Origin of the sequence: Pseudoalteromonas sp. (assembly GCF_036960685.1) — a bacterium.
Taxonomy (GTDB): domain Bacteria; phylum Pseudomonadota; class Gammaproteobacteria; order Enterobacterales; family Alteromonadaceae; genus Pseudoalteromonas.
This window is the reverse complement of record NZ_JBALXK010000024.1, coordinates 10,001-29,548: the sequence shown is the minus strand read 5'-3', so window position 1 is coordinate 29,548 and position 19,548 is coordinate 10,001. Positions and strand designations below refer to the sequence as shown.

Annotated in this window: 13 protein-coding genes and 1 pseudogene; 5 read left to right on the top strand and 9 right to left on the bottom strand. The window is 39.1% G+C overall.

Annotated features, from left to right (window positions below; genetic code table 11):
* Nucleotides 1-45: 45 nt before the first annotated feature.
* The 5 genes from purB to V7783_RS17095 form a co-directional block, all read right to left on the bottom strand.
* Entirely contained in the window at nt 46-1,416 is a 1,371-nt protein-coding gene (gene purB, locus V7783_RS17115) for an adenylosuccinate lyase (protein WP_335679748.1), read from the bottom strand.
* A gap of 32 nt (nt 1,417-1,448) precedes the next feature.
* The gene (hflD, locus tag V7783_RS17110) at nt 1,449-2,051 is read right to left on the bottom strand and encodes a high frequency lysogenization protein HflD (RefSeq protein ID WP_335679747.1); all 603 of its coding nucleotides are present in this window, start codon (nt 2,049-2,051) and stop codon (nt 1,449-1,451) included.
* Nucleotides 2,051-3,151, bottom strand: a complete 1,101-nt coding sequence (gene mnmA / locus V7783_RS17105; protein ID WP_335679746.1) for a tRNA 2-thiouridine(34) synthase MnmA — start codon at nt 3,149-3,151, stop codon at nt 2,051-2,053. The genes hflD and mnmA overlap by 1 nt, the downstream gene beginning before the upstream one ends.
* A gap of 302 nt (nt 3,152-3,453) precedes the next feature.
* On the bottom strand, nt 3,454-5,301 hold the full coding sequence (locus tag V7783_RS17100; protein WP_335679745.1) for an ABC transporter ATP-binding protein: 1,848 nt from the start codon (nt 5,299-5,301) through the stop codon (nt 3,454-3,456).
* 130 nt (nt 5,302-5,431) lie between these two features.
* Complete coding sequence (locus V7783_RS17095; RefSeq protein WP_335679744.1) at nt 5,432-5,743, bottom strand: DUF962 domain-containing protein; 312 nt, start codon at nt 5,741-5,743, stop codon at nt 5,432-5,434.
* 149 nt (nt 5,744-5,892) lie between these two features.
* On the opposite strand from V7783_RS17095, the gene V7783_RS17090 reads away from it, so the two are divergent.
* Complete coding sequence (locus tag V7783_RS17090; protein ID WP_335679743.1) at nt 5,893-8,055, top strand: prolyl oligopeptidase family serine peptidase; 2,163 nt, start codon at nt 5,893-5,895, stop codon at nt 8,053-8,055.
* A 55-nt stretch (nt 8,056-8,110) separates the two neighbouring features.
* Here the strand turns inward: V7783_RS17090 and glsA are convergent, their stop codons facing one another.
* The 4 genes and pseudogenes from glsA to V7783_RS17070 form a co-directional block, all read right to left on the bottom strand.
* On the bottom strand, nt 8,111-9,109 hold the full coding sequence (gene glsA / locus V7783_RS17085; RefSeq protein ID WP_335679742.1) for a glutaminase A: 999 nt from the start codon (nt 9,107-9,109) through the stop codon (nt 8,111-8,113).
* 12 nt (nt 9,110-9,121) lie between these two features.
* Nucleotides 9,122-10,516 (bottom strand): DcaP family trimeric outer membrane transporter, encoded by a 1,395-nt coding sequence (locus tag V7783_RS17080; RefSeq protein ID WP_335679741.1) that lies wholly within the window; start codon nt 10,514-10,516, stop codon nt 9,122-9,124.
* Nucleotides 10,517-10,526: 10 nt separating this feature from the next.
* Nucleotides 10,527-11,621 (bottom strand): DUF481 domain-containing protein, encoded by a 1,095-nt coding sequence (locus tag V7783_RS17075; protein ID WP_335679740.1) that lies wholly within the window; start codon nt 11,619-11,621, stop codon nt 10,527-10,529.
* Nucleotides 11,622-11,710: 89 nt separating this feature from the next.
* Nucleotides 11,711-12,688, bottom strand: a pseudogene (locus V7783_RS17070) (anti-phage deoxyguanosine triphosphatase); the annotation flags it as partial.
* 86 nt (nt 12,689-12,774) lie between these two features.
* On the opposite strand from V7783_RS17070, the gene V7783_RS17065 reads away from it, so the two are divergent.
* Genes V7783_RS17065 through V7783_RS17050 form a run of 4 tightly spaced genes read left to right on the top strand, consistent with a single transcriptional unit; the run spans nt 12,775 to nt 19,545 of the window.
* Nucleotides 12,775-14,049: a hypothetical protein gene (locus V7783_RS17065; protein WP_240701318.1), complete on the top strand. Its 1,275-nt coding sequence runs from the start codon at nt 12,775-12,777 to the stop codon at nt 14,047-14,049.
* Nucleotides 14,042-16,336, top strand: a complete 2,295-nt coding sequence (locus V7783_RS17060) for a hypothetical protein (RefSeq protein ID WP_130051677.1) — start codon at nt 14,042-14,044, stop codon at nt 16,334-16,336. The genes V7783_RS17065 and V7783_RS17060 overlap by 8 nt, the downstream gene beginning before the upstream one ends.
* Nucleotides 16,337-19,027 (top strand): hypothetical protein, encoded by a 2,691-nt coding sequence (locus tag V7783_RS17055; protein WP_130051676.1) that lies wholly within the window; start codon nt 16,337-16,339, stop codon nt 19,025-19,027.
* A complete protein-coding gene (locus V7783_RS17050; RefSeq protein ID WP_130051675.1) occupies nt 19,024-19,545 on the top strand; it encodes a hypothetical protein in 522 nt (173 codons plus the stop codon). The genes V7783_RS17055 and V7783_RS17050 overlap by 4 nt, the downstream gene beginning before the upstream one ends.
* The last annotated feature ends 3 nt before the right edge of the window (nt 19,546-19,548 follow it).

The following is a 19,548-nucleotide window of genomic DNA, read 5'->3' as shown; positions in this document are numbered from 1 at the left end:
AGCGAAAGGGCTACCTTTCGCTTTATAAACATTTTAGCTAAGAGCTTAAACTAAGTTGTCGATAAACTCGACAGCGCGGCCAATGTAGTTAGCTGGCGTTAGTTTTTTCATTTCAACTTTTGCTTCTTCTGGTAACTCTAGACCATCAATAAAGTCAGCCATAATTTCTTGATTTACGCGTTTACCACGAGTTAAATCTTTAAGCTTTTCATACGGTTTTTCGATGCCGTATTTACGCATTACGGTCTGGATTGGCTCTGCGAGCAATTCCCAGTTTTGGTCAAGCTCTTCAAGTAAACGTTGCTCGTTAACTTCTAACTTGCTCACGCCTTTAAGCGTTGATTGGTATGCAATTAACGCATAGCCCATACCAACACCTAAGTTACGAAGCACGGTAGAGTCAGTAAGGTCACGTTGCCAGCGAGAAACAGGCAGTTTCTGTGCAAGGTGCGAGAAAATAGCATTTGCTAAGCCTAAGTTACCTTCTGAGTTTTCAAAATCAATCGGGTTAACTTTATGTGGCATAGTTGATGAGCCAATTTCACCAGCAATGGTTTTTTGCTTAAAGTGATTGAGGGCGATATAGCCCCATGCGTCACGGTCGAAATCTAATAAAATCGTGTTAAAACGAGCAATTGCGTCAAATAATTCGGCAATGTAGTCATGCGGTTCAATTTGCGTAGTAAACGGGTTGAATGTTAAACCCAGGCTGGTTACAAATTGCTCAGCATGGTTGTGCCAATCGTAATCAGGGTATGCGCTTAGGTGAGCGTTGTAGTTACCAACGGCGCCATTAATTTTACCTAGCATTTCAACTTGTGCAATTTGGTCACGTTGACGCTTTAAGCGCATATACACGTTTGCAAATTCTTTACCCATTGTTGAAGGCGTTGCTGGTTGCCCGTGAGTACGCGTCATCATAGGTACTGCTTTGTACTCAATGGCTTTTTCTTTAATTGCATTAAGTAATTGGTCACAGTAAGGAAGTAAAACTTCATTACGTGCTTCAGTGAGCATTAAACCGTGAGACAGGTTATTGATGTCTTCTGATGTACAAGCAAAGTGAATAAATTCATTGATTGCATGTAGCTCTGCGTTATCTGCTACTTTTTCTTTTAGTAAGTATTCAACCGCTTTTACATCGTGGTTTGTAGTACGTTCGATATCTTTTACACGTTGCGCATCGGCTTCGCTGAAGTTATCAACAATCGCGTTAAGTAAAGCATTGGCTTCGTCGCTAAATGCCGGTACTTCTTGGATAGCATCCGCTGATGCAAGGGCTTGTAACCAACGAACTTCGACTGTTACACGGTATTTGATCAAGCCAAATTCGCTGAAAATACTGCGTAGTTCAGTGGTTTTGCTGCCGTAGCGACCATCCACCGGAGAGATAGCTGTTAACGCTGAAAGCTCCATAATAACTCCTAAATTTTAGTTTTGAACGATAATTAAATATGGTTTTTAGCAATGGCGATAATTTTTCTTTTTGCAAAGAAAAAGTGACGGCGTTTGCCGCCCATTTGTCGCCATAATACTGCACTGCGAATACCTGCTAATAATAATGCACGTATTTTGTGTTGTACTAATTGCTGTTTTAATAAATCAGGTTTGCCATAAACCTGAATTCGGTGCCCAAGGGGGCTAAGCACCTTTGAATAAATATCGGCAAGAGCAGCTATCACCGTGTCATCGGTAATAGCAAAATGATCAAGGCGTCGTTTAACATCTTCAATGCCTTTACCAAGCTCTGCTAAGCTACTTGCTTTGGCGCTTAATGCGCGTTCAAGCTGCATTAAACCGCCAACATATTTGACGATTTCTACATCTTTCTTTTCACCAGCACTGAGTTGATTAAGTAAGCTTTTATAGCCATCTCTTAGGTTTTCAGTGCCTTGGTAAACATCGCTGGGGGAATTTGGCGATGTTTCTACAATGCTGTTTAATAGTTTTTCTAACTCGTAATCGTTACTACTGCCGTACTGTGCAATTTTTTGTACTTGTTTTGCAACTTGGCACATGGCAGCCAGTGCCATGACTTGGTTTTCATTCATTATTTGATCACCGAATCAATGATACCACCGCCTAAACACACTTCATTGGCATAAAATACTGCTGATTGACCTGGCGTGACGGCTTTTTGCGGTTCATCGAATAACACTCTTGCTAAACCATCATCACCAACCAGTAGAGTACAGTTGATGTCTTCTTGGCGATAACGCGTTTTTACTGTACAGCGCGTAGTGCCTTTTGGCCCAACTCGGTCAACCCAGTGTAATTGGTTGGCATTTAAGCCATTGCTATATAGGCGTGCGTGATCTTTACCTTGGCCAACAACCAATACATTGCGCTCTAGATCTTTATCAACTACGTACCACGGTTCGCCAGAGCCTTCTTTCATACCGCCAATGAGTAAACCTTTACGTTGTCCTAATGTGTGATACATCAAGCCTTCATGTTCACCAACATTATTGCCATCGGTGTCTTCGATAACACCTGGTTGTGCAGGTAAGAACTTTTGTAAAAAGTCTTTAAATTTACGCTCGCCGATAAAGCAAATACCGGTGCTGTCTTTTTTATCGTGAGTAATTAAATCTTGCTCTTCAGCGATACGGCGCACTTCAGGTTTGGCTATATCACCAACCGGGAAAAGTGTTTGTGCAATATGTTCATGGCTTAATGTGTACAAGAAGTAGCTTTGATCTTTATTATCATCAAGGCCACGACACATAACGTATTTATTATCGCGTAATTCACGGCGTACATAATGGCCCGTGGCAATAAAGTCAGCACCCAAGGCGGTTGCTGCAAATTCTAAAAAAGCTTTGAATTTAATTTCTTTATTACACATGATGTCAGGATTTGGTGTACGGCCTGCTTTATATTCAGCAAGGAAATACTCAAATACGTTATCCCAATATTCTGCGGCAAAGTTTACAGTATGTAATTCAATACCCAACTTGTCACAGACGGCTTGGGCATCTTTTAAATCATCAGCCGCAGCACAATATTCATCATTATCGTCTTCTTCCCAGTTCTTCATAAACAAGCCTTCAACTTGATAGCCTTGTTGTTTTAATAAATAAGCTGATACAGAAGAATCAACACCGCCGGACATGCCAACGATGACTTTAATGTGACTATTTTCGCTCATGGATAATTTCGCTTATACAGGTTACTGTCATTTAAACTACTAGCGTTTATACGCATTACAGGGCTCAAGAAAAGACACTCTGAAAAATTACGCAGGCTATGAAAGGCCGCGATTATAGCAGTATACCTAGACCACCTCAAGGTGCAGAATTCAGCGTTTAACACAGGTTCTATATCAAGACGTTACTTTGCAATACTGCTTTAAGCTTGGGTGGGGTTAGTGTGCAGAAAAATTTAGTTGGTTAAGTTGCAAAATACTGTTTCGATTTCGCAACTTAGCTAGATGTTATGGCGCTCTAAGAGTTACTCTACTCCAATAAAACCGCCGGTTTGATGTGTCCACAACGCGGCATAAATACCATTTTGCGCCAGCAACTCTTCATGGCTACCTTGCTCTACAATACCGCCTTCATCAAGCACGATAAGCCTATCCATTTGCGCGATAGTGGAGAGTCGATGAGCAATTGCGATCACAGTTTTGCCTGTCATTAAGTCATCAAGACTTGCTTGAATGGCCGCTTCGACTTCAGAATCAAGGGCACTGGTTGCTTCATCTAAAATCAGGATTGGGGCATTTTTAAGCAACACGCGGGCGATGGCTATACGTTGGCGTTGTCCGCCTGAGAGTTTTACACCTCGTTCGCCTACTTGGGCTGCAAAGCCTTTATTGCCTTTGCTATCTTCAAGGTCGTCAATAAATTCAAGGGCTTTAGCTTGCTTGGCGGCGCGTAGCATCTCTTCATCACTGGCGTCAGGTCGGCCATATAAGATATTTTCTTTTACCGAGCGGTGTAGTAAAGAGGTGTCTTGGGTAACCATCGCAATGTACTTACGTAAGCTTTCTTGGCTGACTTTTGAGATATCTTGGCCGTCAATATTAATACTGCCGCTATCCACATCATAAAAACGCAGTAATAAATTAACCAACGTTGATTTACCTGCGCCAGAACGACCCACTAAACCTATTTTTTCACCGGCTTTAATGTTCAAGTTTAAGCTGTTGATCACCGCACCACGGTGTGTTTCATTGGCGGCTTTTCCATAATTGAAATGGACTTGATTAAACTCAATTGCACCTGTACTCACTTGTAAGGTGTTAGCATTGGGCTGATCATCAACTTCTATAGGATTAGAGAGGGTTTTCATACCATCAGCAACAGTGCCGATGTTTTCAAATAGACCACTGATCTCCCACATGATCCACTGTGCCATACCGTTCAAACGCAGCGCTAAGCTCACGGCAATAGCAATTGCGCCGGCGCTAATAGCGCTTAAAGTCCATAAATATAATGACAGAGCCGCAACGCTAAACACCAAGAAGTAATTAAGGGTTTGAATTGCAAAGTTTAAGCTCGTTACTAAACGCATTTGCTTATAAACAGGTTGTAAAAATACATCCATACTGTCTTTTGCGTACTGCTCTTCACGTTGTGTGTAGGAAAACAATTTAATAGTCGAAATATTAGTGTAACTGTCAACTATGCGACCTGTCATTTCTGAGCGGGCATCAGCTTGTGAACTGGCTACTTTTTTGAGCTTAGGTACGTAATACATTTGAATCAAAATATATAAAGCTAACCATACTAGGAGTGGGAGCATTAAACGCCAGTCTGCTTCAGCAACTAAAAATACCATCGCACCAAAATACACCACAATATACATAAGTACGTCGAGTAACTTCATCACGGTTTCGCGAACAGCAAGCGAGGTTTGCATTACTTTAGTGGCAATACGCCCTGCAAATTCATTCTGGTAAAAGCTGACACTTTGACGCAGTAGATAACGATGAGCAAGCCAGCGAATTGACATAGGATAATTACCCAGTAAAGCCTGATGCAGTATCGCAGAATGAAAAAACACCACGGTTGGCAAGACGATAAGTAATACAACCGCCATTTTTATCAGTTCTGACTTTTGCTCAACAAATAATGTTTCAGGCGTATAGATACTGAGCCAATCAACAAGTTGGCCCATATAACTAAATAAAGACACTTCTAAAATTGCCAGTAATGCCGCGCTGAGCGACATAAAGAACAGCGAGACTTCCATGCCTTTGGTGTAGTGGCGGCAAAAGGCAAATAACGTTGCCGGAGGCTGAGTTGGTTGTTGCTCTGGAAACGGCTTAGTCATCCGTTCAAATAATCGATACATTTTAATATCTTGAATAGCGAAAATGGCGTTAACTATATCACTGAAAAGCGACAAAAGCAGGATTAGATAATGATCTTTTTGTGTCGATAATCTCTACAAAGTAATGCTGTAAATTGGCCTCAGGGGGTTATTACCACTTAATTTTTCCTACTAACATGTCTTTAAACATCACCCAGTCTCCCCACAAACTATAGAATGGGTATTTAAAGGTCGCGGGACTGTTTTTTTCGAAGAAAAAGTGGCCAACCCAAGCAAAACCGTAGCCAATAATGGGGAGTAGCCACAATAACATAAATTGTTGGCTAAACAGCGCGTATAAAATGATAATGAGTACTAAAGAGCTGCCCGCAAAATGCAGGCGACGACAGGTGACATTTTTATGCTCTTGTAAGTAGTAAGGGTAAAAGCGTTTAAAGCTGGTAAATTCTGGGGTATTTTTCATATTACTTATCTTTTACGTTATTAATGGTCAACAATACAGGGTTTTACATTTCTTTACAGATAATAGGCGCATTGATCTCATTGTACTAGACAAGCTTAGGCTAAATTTATAACGTGCAAGTTCTAACAAATAAACGAAAGATCATAACAATGTTAAAAAAAGCCATTAGCTGCGCCGTTTTAGTTGCGCTTTGGGGTTGTACTGAATCACCATCAGTATCAATGCCCGCGGAAAAAGATGCCAAACCAACCATGACAGTTACTCAATCTATTACTTATCCTGAAACAAAACAAGGGACTGTTGTTGATCACTATTTTGATGAACAGGTTGCAGATCCTTATCGCTGGTTAGAAGATGACATGAGCAGCGATACTGCACAGTGGGTTAAAACACAAAATAACCAAACTTTCTCGTACCTTGAAAATATTCCATACCGCGATAAATTAAAAGCCAGCCTTGAAAAGCTGATGAACTATGAAAAAGTAACAGCCCCCTTTACTGAAGGTGATTACACGTACTTCTATAAAAATGATGGCTTACAAAACCAATATGTACTTTATCGTACTAAAGGTGAAGGCGAAGCTGAGGTATTCCTCGATCCGAATAAATTCAGTGAAGATGGTACGACTTCAATGTCAGGGCTTACCTTTTCAGAAGATGGCTCATTGGCAGCTTATCAAATTTCGGAAGGCGGCAGTGATTGGCGTAAAGTGATCATTATTAATACCGAGACTAAAGAGCAACTTGAATCAGCATTAATTGATGTTAAATTCAGTGGCCTATCTTGGGTAGGTAATGATGGATTTTACTACTCAAGCTACGATAAGCCTAAGGGCAGTGAACTCTCTGCAAAGACTGATCAACATAAACTGTTTTACCATAAGTTAGGCACGGCACAAACCAGTGATGAGCTTATCTTCGGCGGTACGGATGAACAAAAACATCGATACATTGGTGCATCAGTAACTCGTGATAACCGTTATTTATTAATATCAGCCAGTGTTTCTACCTCAGGTAATAAACTGTTTATTAAAGATCTCAGCAAGTCTGATAGCGAATTAGTTACAATAGTAGGCGATACCAATTCTGACACTTACTTATTGGATAACGATGGCAGTAAGTTATTTTTAGTTACCAACTTAAACGCGCCGAATAAAAAAGTAGTAACAGTAGATGCGACAAACCCGACCGCTGAGCAGTGGCAAGATTTGATCCCAGAAACAGACAACGTACTAAGCATGTCTAAAGGTGGTGATTTCTTTTTTGCAAAATACATGGTTGATGCTATTTCTAAAGTACAGCAATATGACAAAACAGGTAAGTTAGTCCGTGAAATTAGCCTACCAGGTGTGGGCACTGCGCGTGGCTTTAGTGGTAAAAAAGAAAGCACCACACTGTATTATTCATTTGCCAATTACACCACGCCGGGCAACACTTATTCGTTTGATGTAAACACTGGCAACTCTGAAGTTTACCGTAAATCGGGTGCACAATTTGATTCAGAGGCATACACCTCTGAGCAAGTATTTTATAGCTCTAAAGATGGTACCAAGGTGCCGATGATCATCTCTTACAAAAAAGACTTAAAACGAGATGGCAACAATCCAACCATTTTATATGGCTATGGTGGCTTTAATGCCAGTATGACACCAAGCTTTAGCTCAACAATTGCAGCGTGGTTGGAGCAAGGTGGCGTGTATGCTGTTGCTAATATTCGTGGCGGCGGTGAGTATGGTAAACAGTGGCATGACGCAGGTACACAGCTTAAAAAGCAAAATGTATTTGATGATTTTATTGCCGCAGCTGAATATTTAAACACTGAAAAATATACGTCGAGTGATTACTTAGCGGTACGTGGTGGTTCCAACGGCGGTTTATTAGTTGGCGCGGTAATGACTCAACGTCCAGAACTATTCAAAGTTGCACTTCCTGCAGTTGGTGTGCTTGATATGCTGCGTTATCATACATTTACAGCTGGAGCCGGCTGGGCATATGATTACGGCACCAGTGAACAAAGTAAAGAAATGTTTGATTACTTGAAAGGATATTCGCCAGTACACAATGTGAAAGAGGGGGTTAAATATCCAGCGACCTTGATCACCACGGGCGATCATGATGACCGTGTAGTGCCTGCGCACTCATATAAGTTTGCGGCTGAGTTGCAAGCAAAAGGTGCGGGTAACAACCCATACCTTATCCGCATTGAAACCAACGCCGGTCACGGTGCTGGCACTCCAACTAGCAAAATCATCGATCAATATGCTGATATTTATGGTTTTACCCTTTACAACATGGGTATTAAATCGTTGTAAGTAAGCATAAATAAAAATGCCGCAGCAATAGTCGCTGCGGCATTGTTATTATCGTTTAAAAGATTTTTACGTCTGCTTTTTCAGCTATATAATCAATAGCAAGTTGTGCACGTACACTGTTACCCGCTTTATCTAATTTTGGTGAAAATACCGCAATGGCGAATTTACCCGGCACAACCGCAATGATCCCACCGCCCACGCCACTTTTTGCTGGCAGACCCACTTGATATGCCCAATCACCGCTGGTTTCATATAGGCCTGCTGTGGTCATTACCGCCAAAACACGGGAGACGTTTTCAGGCTCCATTAGCTTTTTACCTGTGATAGGGTGCACGCCTGCATTTGCTAGCACCGATGCCATCATTGCTAAATCTTTTGTGGTCACCCCAACAGAGCACTGGCGAGTGTATACATCCAGCGCTAAATCTACGTCACCATAAAAGCGGTCATAAGATTTTAATAATTCAGCAATTGCCCGGTTGTGGCCGTTGGTTGCTGATTCTGACTGATAAATATCATCAAGCACCGTTAATTTTCGGTTGGCAAAGTCATTATACCAATGCGAAATTGAATCCCACTTTTGTTTATCTGTATCGCCGTCGAGCAAGCTCACAGTTGCCATGGCGCCTGCGTTAACCAAGGGGTTTACTGATCGTGCTTGATTAAGCTCAATGGCCGTCACTGAATTAAATGGTAATCCGGTTGCATTTACGCCAATTTTTTCTTGGATAGCATCTGCGCCTTGTTGTTCCATGGCTAATGAGAGCGTAAATACTTTAGAGATTGACTGAATTGAAAACTCAGTATCAATATCCCCTTTGGTATACACTTTGCCTTTTGCCGTAACTAAAGCAATGCCAAACAAGTTTGCATCAACTTTAGCTAAAGCAGGAATATAATCTGCATTTTCGCCTTCTTGTACATCTTTATATAAAGCATGTGCAGTATTGAGAACGTGTTCAAATTGTGACTCTGAAGGAGGGGCCTTAGCATAACTTGGCGTCACTACAACAAAAAACAGAGCTATCAAACAGGCTGGTAATTTTGTCATCATGGTACTTCCTTATTAATATTTAAAACCAATTGATGTTTGTAGCCTTACGTTATCAGCATCTTCCGCACCAAAACTTTCAACTTTACCGTATTGTAATTCAACGCCTACTCTCGACATTGCAGTGGGGTTCCAAATAACATTGACGTTTGAATAGAGTGAGTTACTAAGCGCGCGACTGCGTTGTGAGGTAATATTATCGATATCAACGTAGCCAAAACCGATAGAGCTGGTGTATTTATCACTCCATTGGTGATCTAAATAGGCGTAGCCAACGGTGATTGGGATTGCTTGCAGTTTGCCATTAATATCGATTCCCGCATCACTGCCACCTGTTGCAACGCCATCCGCAGTGCCATCTGCATAATAACTGCAGCACGCATCATTGACGTAGCGGCCGATGCCCTTGCCATGAGTAAGCTGATATTTTAGGGTGTTTTTGCGGTCTATGGCGTATTTACCCGAGACGTTAATACCCCAGCCAATCACCTTGTCATCGCTGCTACTGGTCTCATAGCCAAGTTGGCGCAAAATAATCGATGATTTAATGTAGCCTTTTGCAAAACCATTGATGTAGCTGGCAGTAATATCCGGTAAGTCATTTTGTTCTATATATAAAAAGTCATTACCCGCAACAAAATTAGGCAGAGCTAAATCAGCATCTGACTTTTCAATGGTGAACATGAACTTATCATCAGCGTTGGTACGCAGGTTATAGCGCAGCTGCGGTTGGCGCGCGAAGACCACTGAATTTGGGCCCCAATAATCCATGATATTTGGAAACGCATCTATGTCCATAAAACCAGAAAACGTTTGCCCAGCCCCCCAATTACCGAGCTCTCCCCACAAATGCGTAAGATTAAATTTAGCATTACCTTGTGAGTCAAATAAATCAACACCAAAGCGGGTGGTCATGGCGCCATATTGGGTGGGGGTTGAGCTGTTAACGAATAAGTTAGATTGGCCTGCGCTAAGGGTTGTTTTGTCTTGTGTTACGCCTTCATCATAGGAAATTGATGATGGTTGGAATCCCGCTCTATTGGTCATTTCGCCACTGTTGTAGATTGCATCTAACCAAATTTGACCACCAATTTGTAAGGTGGTATCAGAGTTTGTGAGTTCAATACTTTTATCTGGTGCGTCAAATTGATAGCTTGGCCTTTCTAAAAAGCGAGTGAATAACGCTGATGAAATAGCCACTTCCGCCGCTTTATCTGCAACGCGTGCAGTAACGGTGGTTTCTCGCTCTAATTGCTCAATTTTACGATCTTTGCTTGCGACTTGCTGTTCAAGTTCAGCTAAACGTTTTTCCAGTTTATCAAGGCGTTTCTCTGTTTCGTTGGCAAGCACAGGTTGCATGCATAAAATGGCGACGATGGTACTACAAACTGAGCGACGAAATATTTTCATCTGTATATCCTTAAAGTTCTATACCTAACTGTACGACCATTTTGTAATCGTCATTTTCTGGGATAGTGCCATCCGCATTAGCGATAGGCGATTTTAAATGATCCCAAACAAATGAAACGTCAAAATCGATGTCGTCGGTTACATCAAATGAAGCACCGGCTTTTGCTGCTTGAGCATTACCCCCGGCGGCTGTTTCAGCAAAAGTAAATTTATAGTCGAACGAAAGGTCTATGTCAGAGGTTAGTTCGTATTCATAATGCGATTCTAAATAAAATGAGTTAGAGGAGTTTTCTGTATCAGCCCCTTCTTGTACAGCATCGAATTCGGTGTGTTGATAAGAAGGACCCATACCAATATCCCATTCGGTTTTATCTGTATCGATTATGTAATAACCGATACCGGCACCAATTGTATATTTGTGTGCAATATTTTGAAATGGGTCACGGAAGTAGTCAAAAGATATCGGTCTAAAGTAAAGTGATTGAGTATAAAACCAGTCAAATGTGCCGCTGGCTCTCATATTGTTTTCGGTAATTTCACTGTCATTAGTGGTTCTATCCGCTAAGGCGTTTATTAACAGTCTATTAGTGGCGGTTCTGCGCTTGATATCCACCGATGCCGAGTATTCTGTTTGTTCAGTGTTACCCTTACTAATATTTGCACCTATACCGACTTTTATACTCCAGGCACTTAAAGCTGAGTCTGCTGTGGGTGCAACTGAGACTAAGTCACTGTATTTGTATTGATCTGGGCGGCCCATGCCGACCATCACATAGCCACCGGAGATATTAAGGGGGCCTTCGAGTACGGTACCGTCGTTAAATCTAACGGCATGGTTACGACCAGAAATCACCATGTAGATATCATCACGGTCAATTATTAAGGTATCGAGTACATCACTTTCAAACTCAAGTTGCTTATCGTAATAGGCTGTTATATCACCTTTAAGCCATTCACCGGACGTTAACCTCACCCAGTCGTATTTTTCAGTATCTTTTACAACCGAATGTTGCTCATCTAAGAAAACATCGGGTGATTGTGCCTTCGCAAAACAAGTAAATGTGCTTATGGAGGCGACAGCCAGTGCAATTGGCAATAGTTTCATTGTACGATCCTTGATTATTGCAGTTTCTATAAATCGACCTAATGCTAGACCAAGCTAAAAATATTGTATAGCTTTAGGTACATTGAGTTTTAATTATTACTTGAAAACAGACGCTGATGCGTTTTAAACGCATATTCGTCTGTCATTCCACTTAGGTAATCACAAATAACCCGTTGCGTATTGCCGTTTTGTTGTTTTACTTGGCGAAATATGTTCGCTGTAGTTTCGGGCAATAGCCGTAAGGGCTCACAGGCAAAAGCTTCAAATAATTCGATGATTAATTTTTGCCCTTTAAATTCAATTTGTTGCATATGTGATGCACGTATCAGTCGTTGGTAAATAAATGACTTTAAGGCATCGAGTAACTGCTGATAACACTCTGGTAGTACCACAGTGTAATTTAAAACGGGGTTATCAAATGCAAACTCAGTGTGTGAAATTGCAGATTGAGTAATAAATAAGTTTACTAATTCACCTATCACATCTTTTCGTTGTGCTTCACTGCCTAAAAATAACCGCTCTGTTAATTGACTATCTATTAGCCACTCGCAATCTACTTGCGAAAGTGCTGGTAAAGCATGGTTTTGCCATTCTTTTAGGGTGATTTGCTCCGTTGCTATGGCATCTTCGAGATCATGCACCGCATAGGCTATATCATCGGCAAGTTCCATAATGGCGGCATCAAGGGACTTAAAACTGGTTTTAGATCTAAATTCATCAATTGCATTAAAGTGCCCTAAACGTTGTTTATCTGCAGCTGATAAGGGAGCTAAAATCCAGTCAAACGTCGCTTTATCATCAATATATAATCCCTTTGCTGGGCGCCAGTCATCTGCTTTGATAAATGTTCGTTTGGGATCGTGGCTTGGGATGGTATGCCATAAATCATCAATAAAAGCAGGGTACTTAATAAAGCCAAGCAGAGTACGTCGCGTTAAATTCATGCCGTTGCCATCACTGTATGGTTCTAACTTTGACACAATCCGCAATGTCTGTGCATTACCTTCAAAACCGCCGTGCTCTCGCATCATATAGTTAAGCGCAATTTCGCCACCATGGCCATACGGAAATGGACACCCACTAAAAAAGATAAAAATGTATCTTTTGTTGGAAAGGTAAATTAGTATGTAATTAGATTGGGTATGAGAAATAGATGATGTATAACTTTCAAAGTGAAAAATATAAAACAAAGATGGTGTGTGACGATGATGGTATTCCATTGTTGCTACCCAACTTATATTTACATTCACTTTATAAAAATAGACAAGTATACAAATTAACATGGGTAGATGGGTCTGGAAAGCGAAGAATAAAAGATGCAGAGCTTAATAAAGTAACATTATCAAAAACAAAAATTACCGAATGCTTTTACGAGTTAAGAAAGTTTCTGTTGTGGCTTGAAAGTTATTCAGAAAACTCACCTTCAATTTCTCTAAGTACACACCATAACTTACCTGAAGAAATCCTCAATTATTATATAAATAACGTTTTGATTCTGGAGAGCAATACCAGCGAGAAGATGGTCGAGAAAGCAGTTTCAGGCTTGACGTATTACTACAACTATTTGGCTTTCAATGGGTTTACCAACATTAAAGAGATCCGTGTAAAAGACGATAAAAAATCTATTGCAAGGGACAATACAAAAAGAAGAAATGTAATTAAGTATCTGTCTCCACGTATGCGGGCTGAACTTTATGCCAATGCTAAAAGTCTTCGAGTAGAATGTACGTTGCGGGCAGGTGGAGAATGTGGCCTACGTACGCAGGAAAATATGGGATTATTACTTAATGACTTTAAAGTTGGTGGTCAATCATATTTAGGTCTGAAATCGTTTTTCAAGGAAATAGATACAGAATTAAAACTCAATACGCGCATAGACAAACAAAAGCAAGAGTTCAAGTATTGGCTTCAAGGTAAATATACTAAAGGCCGCAGAGGTGGTGTTGGCGGCATTTCTAGGTGGATTTATATTCCACGTGACGTCATGTTGCGTTTTAAACTTTATTACGAGACAGAAAGACCCGATTGTGGTGAAGATAGTTTGTTTTTGACTGATCCTGCAAGTCGTACTGTACATGGAATAAAGGAATACCAAGGATCTAGAGATTTTAAAGATACACGTGCTTTGGTAATTGACAAACAAAAGGAAGGATTATTACCAACATACCTTCATTTGTTAGACGAAAAACATACATACCACATCCTTAGACATTCTTACGGTACTGATAAGTTTCATGATGCGGTTGAAGAGGATGGACTTGAGCTTGAAAATGTTACGCACTTATCTAGACCATATTTACTAGTTGCAGAATTATTAGGTCATGAAACTCAAGGCAAAGATGCTCCGACAACAACGAGAAAATACATTAGGTCTGTAAAAGAAAAGCTTGATCAAGAAAAATCATACTTGGAGTGCTCAAATGGATAGTGTAGAAGCGAGCTTATTAAAACAACAAGCTGAAATGCTGGCAGAGTTTTCAAGTAAACAAACGGTTAGAGCTGTTGAATTTGAGCCATTTGAGACTGATAAATTTATTGTTCCCGAATATGAGGGTGCAAAGTCGCAAATCGTAACTCTTGAAGATTTAGAATCACACGAGAAGCGATTAATATTTTCGGCTTTATACGCTGCCAATTATATAACTTTTGTTCTTGATGAGGGGACTAGTGGTAATCGTCAAGCATTGTCTTATACCGTCCCTAAATTCATGAGTTACTTGAATGCACTTAAGGTAGATCAATTAAATCGCGTAAACATTTTAAAGTGTTTTGAATCTTACCGGGTTAAAAACGATGGAGTGAAGACTCAAAGCACTGGAATGATTGAATTAATACGACTGATAAATAAAGCGCTTAATTATGTACCATTTGGTAATGAATTACTTGCATCAGATGATTATAAATACCTAGATCTTCTATCAAAAAATAAACCCGCAGCTAGTGATGATAGTGATCAAACTACACTTACTGATTACTTTGGATTTCACTCTTGGTTAAGAAGAGACGATATCGGTGTTGGGTCACAGCTATATCAAAGAGCTGGATCACCAAAATTATTGATGCGGTCATTCCAAATTACAATAAGCAGCGCATTAATTGAAATTAATAAAGCAAAACACGCGCTTATTGATTTATTTCACAAGAAAAAGGTTAAACCAAACTACTTTCCTGCGAAGTTGATTCGCCCTCATCTAGATAATTATAGCGGAGGTCGCAAAAGTAAACAGTTTCGTGTAGATGAAGCGGCATTTAAAAATACTACTTTAAATAATCAAAGAGAATTTTTTGAGAAACTGAGAAATCTCCTTACTGGAATCACAGCAGATAGCATTATTAATACCGCTTTAGAGTCTTTAATTTTTTCTCAATGTGTAGAAGAGGCACATCAGTTTGCGAAGGATGAATTTTGGGATGGTGGAAAAATAGCAGCCCAAACAACAAAGATATCGAATAAAAGAGTCACAGTTTTTCGTCAGGTCACGGATTATTCACTTTTATTTAATCCTGACTTTATTCAAGAGCTAGTAGAATACTCATCTGAAAGACATAAAAAGATCCCTATTTCTAAAGGGGAAAATTACTTATTTGCTTTATTAATGTCATACCAAACGGTTCCATATAATGATTTGTTTAAAATAAAATTGAGTGATTTAAGATTTTCAAAAAGACAAACAGGGGAAGTTACTCAAATAGAATCAGACTATTTTAAGTCTCGCTCTAAAAGCTACCATGATCTTGAAACGGTTGAAGGAAATTCGTTATTAGGCACTTCTATTCTAGCGTTTCTAAATGACCGAACAGATAGACTTAAAGTTGATTGTAAGTTAATCGATAATGATGGTTCATTACAGTCCAAGATGGGAAGAACAGCAAGCATCTCACTGTTCTTCAAGTTCTTGGGAAAATTTTGTATTCGTGACGTGATAAATACCCATTTATCAAAAGAAAAGGTTTCACCCGTATTCATCGAGTGCGTTGTAGGTATATGCGAAAAAGGTATTCGAAAAGAGAATTATGAGAGAAAAAATACTAACTGGCTTTTAAATTGCGAAACACCAACGGTGACTCGAATTTTTAGCTCTGAAGCTGTAAAGAACTCAAGAGTACACTCTCAATCAGATAACTTTGACCCAAGTCGAATTACTAATTACAACTCTCATACAAATGAGGCAGAACGTACTAACTATCGTACTGAAGACAATCAAACTTGGATAGATAACTGCGGAAAAATCACTCGCACTGTTATGAATGATATTTCTTTGAATGTCTTAAGGCCCAGTAAGTCAGAAGTTTCTGAATATAACACAACAATAGAAAGTGCCTTACAAGCGATTAAACTAAGAGCAGATAATACCTTGGCGCTATTAAAAGTAGTTACTGGCAAAAGTAATGGCAAGGTCAACGGCCTTGGCTTCTTGGTATCTAATGAAGGCAGTGAAGGTAGTCTGCCTGACAATATTTATCTTGTTGATTCACCTGAAACTGTTCTTAAGCTTTTACACTATTTAGGCGAATTAGAACGCAGCCATCAAAAAATCTTTCAACGCGCACCAGAATATTTGTTTCTAGAGGCGTTACCCACGGCAGAATGGATAGAGACGGTTTTATCAAACAGATTGTTTAGTAAAGAAACGGTCATTGAAGGTCAGAAGCTTTATAAGAAGTATAAGAAAGATCTGCCACCTATTTTTACCGCATTTACAGGAGGTTACTAAGTGAATAGTTTGGTTAGTTCGGTCAGCAATATCAACAACTCTAAATCTAGGTTCGTAGAGCATTGTAATGACATGTTGCGTTTAATTGACCCTAAAGGACACGCTTCCTTTATAAGTGATAAATGGGTAATTCCTTTTTCTTCAACCACTGCCAGAGCAGAAAATTTGTATGCAACGTTAGATTTTAGCGACTTCAATAATGAAATTTTAAAATTTAAATCAAGTATTAGAATTGAATTTGAAGTCGGAGAGTTTATTAATTTAACGATCATAGACTTTGCCAAGTGGCTCTTTTTACAGCAAAGGCACAATAACTCGTTGGACTATAGAAGTGTTTGGCATTTGGAAATGCTAAGAATGCTTTTTGCGTATCTTCGAGAAAATAATATTAAATTACTTGATGAATCCAAGCTGGAGGACTTCTTTAGTTTAACTCTAACTCACGATTTTGTAGACAAAGCTTTTGTTAGACGCCTGTCATCTCCCGCTTATGGCTCTCGATTTAAAATGTTTAATTTATCAAGTATTACAAGAACTTTACGCCTTCATAGTGTAGAAAGTGTTGTTACTAATATCCATGAGGAGGATTTAAATAAGGCGTTTAATTCAGCATGTCTATCACAAATGGGTATGACTTTGGCAGATTACAAAAATGGAGGAACATTTGATTTTTTAACTTTGGATGTGGGTAAACATTATGTTGATTATTGTGCAAGCTTCTTTGAGCAACATATTGTTTTTGCTACAGCTCTTCGTTGTTCTGTTTTTGAACTAGGGTTTGATTTAGAAGAGAAAGGAAATCAATCTAAATGGGATGCGTTATTTAATGAAAATAAAGAGCAGCTCTGCAATTTAATTACCACTAAATTTAACGAAATAGTTTTGAAGTATCATGCGTTTAATATAGATAAGCTTAATAAAATAATATTAGAGTTAAAATTAGATGAAACTCGTTTTGATTCACATGAGTTTGTAAGAGCACTGATGTTTTCTCGCTTTTATGATAGTCAGCTAAAAAAAAGAGAATATATACTGTCAGAATATGCTGCGAGTATTAATAGTGATAACACAGGCTTTAAGGTCGACTTTTCATTACAAGAATTCGATGAGCATTGTGACAAAGTTTTAAGCGAACAAACTTTAGATTTAGAGAAAGCAGTTGCACTTCTGGACGAATACTTAGATCTATTTCGTGATAGAACTAATGTCAAAATGGGGAGTTTTTTCAGGGATGTCGAAGCTGCTGGTGTAACGGCTATGGTTGCTTATACTGGTTGGAGAGCGAGTGAATATGGCTTTCCTGAATCATCGTTAAATTCTGCTGTTAATAAAGAAATTTCAGATGCTGTATATTCACCGTTCAGATTTTATATTAAGTGGATTTCACCAAAGACAAATGGCGAGACATTACTAGAAAGAGAAATAACGTTATCAACTGCAATTCTAATTAAGCAATTGTCTGCCTTTACAGCAACAAATGACAACGGTTTTGCGTTGACTTCTGCCACACTTGGAGAAGCTACGCTAATTGAGAGTCATGTCAGTAGAATGGTAGCAAGACATTGGCAGAGTTTTCCTGAAAAATACGTAACGTTTTTAGAACTTGATGAACTTGAACTACTAATGGTTAAGGATACTCATTGTGATTTAGTAGAATTTAAAAGAAAGCAGTATTTGTCTGCTAAATACGATTTGAATAGTGCAATAATTCAGAATCTACAAGAACTAAGAGATAAGCTGAGAAATGATAACCAAGTCCTAGAATTAATATCTCGAAGTTATACGGTTGATCAGAAACACTTACGTTTTGCAGAAACCATCAGACGTTATATCAATGATGAACTTGATGAGATTGCAATTGAAATACTCGAAAATCGCTTATCTCAAGAAACTTTGGAATACATAAGAGTAACTCGTGAAAATATCAGCGATTCAGATATAAGAGCCATAATAGATGAACTTAGAATTGGAATATTTAACGCAACTCCTCACGCATTAAGGCATGTATGGGCCGAAGCTGTCTTGAGGCGATATAAAGGCGACATAGGCAAGTTTATTCGAGCAAATTTCAAACACATCGATGAACGTTTTTTCATGGCATATTTGAAGGGGAAAGAAGCTAAAGCTTTAATGCAGGTCGCCAAGAGAACAACAATAAATCATATTGTAAGAAATAGAATCAAGAGTCTTAATGATGAAAGAAGGCATTATTCTGGTCTGTTTGATCGGTTCATAAATAAAGCTGTTGCTATTACTCATGTTAAAACACACGGAGAGTATGAAAAACTAACAAACAAAGTTTCGAATGACAGAATAATCGATATTAAAGTTAATCCTTGGAATACGTGTGTATTACGAAAGGGTACATTTGTCCACGCTAAGTGCTCAGAAGATGGTACACCTCAGCGGCACAAAGCTGAACCTAGCCTTTGCTTGGGCTGTATCAACGGTGATATCGAAGAGGGAAACTTCAACGGCATTGTTGTATATATCAAACCAGATGTCGAAGCTTGTAGAAACCCAAACCTCCCTCTGTTTATCAAAATGGCGCATTTAGTGACTGTTAGGCTGGCACTCAAACGTATAAAAGAACTGAGTAAAAATCACGATGTATCACCTTATCAAAAATATATTGATTTCTTAAATGAAACAATCGAAATGGTTGTCAGCTCTGAGGAGGCTCCCAAATGAGTAATAATTATTACGATGATTTCTTATTGAAAGAAGAAAGAAGCCAAGAGCCTGAGAGTACAGAAGTAGATAAGAAGTTAGAATGGATCAAGCTTCATCCCACTGCTGAAGAAGCTTACAAAGCGATAAATAATCTTAAAGAGGAAAAGTTACGCTACATCAGTGGGCATCCTAATAAAAGAAGTTATGAGGTTAAAAAGTACTGGACTATTTCAAAGGCAGAAGTCGGTAGAAAAATTGGAAAAGAGTCTCAGCCATTGTTTAATAGTAATACCTTCTCTGAAGCGTTGACCAAATACTATGATAAGACAAATAAGGAGCTACATAAATCTAAAGAAGCTAGATTAGATAAGCCTAACAAAGGTTATCAGCATAAGACTAAAGAAGAGTTAAAAAACAGTACTATAAAACTAACGAATGAAAATAAAAAATTACTTCAGAATACTTGTGAAGAGCTGTATGGAAGGTTGTTGAATGACATACCTCTCGATATAAAACGAAAACTTGGTTTAAATTAACGA

Bases quoted from the DNA above. Each gene is read 5' to 3' on its own strand.
- V7783_RS17090 (WP_335679743.1), top strand. From the start codon at position 5,893: ATGTTAAAAAAAGCCATTAGCTGCGCCGTTTTAGTTGCGCTTTGGGGT.
- purB (WP_335679748.1), bottom strand. From the start codon at position 1,416: ATGGAGCTTTCAGCGTTAACAGCTATCTCTCCGGTGGATGGTCGCTAC.
- V7783_RS17050 (WP_130051675.1), top strand. From the start codon at position 19,024: ATGAGTAATAATTATTACGATGATTTCTTATTGAAAGAAGAAAGAAGC.
- V7783_RS17095 (WP_335679744.1), bottom strand. From the start codon at position 5,743: ATGAAAAATACCCCAGAATTTACCAGCTTTAAACGCTTTTACCCTTAC.
- V7783_RS17100 (WP_335679745.1), bottom strand. From the start codon at position 5,301: ATGTATCGATTATTTGAACGGATGACTAAGCCGTTTCCAGAGCAACAA.
- V7783_RS17065 (WP_240701318.1), top strand. From the start codon at position 12,775: ATGATGTATAACTTTCAAAGTGAAAAATATAAAACAAAGATGGTGTGT.
- V7783_RS17080 (WP_335679741.1), bottom strand. From the start codon at position 10,516: ATGAAAATATTTCGTCGCTCAGTTTGTAGTACCATCGTCGCCATTTTA.
- mnmA (WP_335679746.1), bottom strand. From the start codon at position 3,151: ATGAGCGAAAATAGTCACATTAAAGTCATCGTTGGCATGTCCGGCGGT.
- V7783_RS17075 (WP_335679740.1), bottom strand. From the start codon at position 11,621: ATGAAACTATTGCCAATTGCACTGGCTGTCGCCTCCATAAGCACATTT.
- V7783_RS17060 (WP_130051677.1), top strand. From the start codon at position 14,042: ATGGATAGTGTAGAAGCGAGCTTATTAAAACAACAAGCTGAAATGCTG.
- glsA (WP_335679742.1), bottom strand. From the start codon at position 9,109: ATGATGACAAAATTACCAGCCTGTTTGATAGCTCTGTTTTTTGTTGTA.
- hflD (WP_335679747.1), bottom strand. From the start codon at position 2,051: ATGAATGAAAACCAAGTCATGGCACTGGCTGCCATGTGCCAAGTTGCA.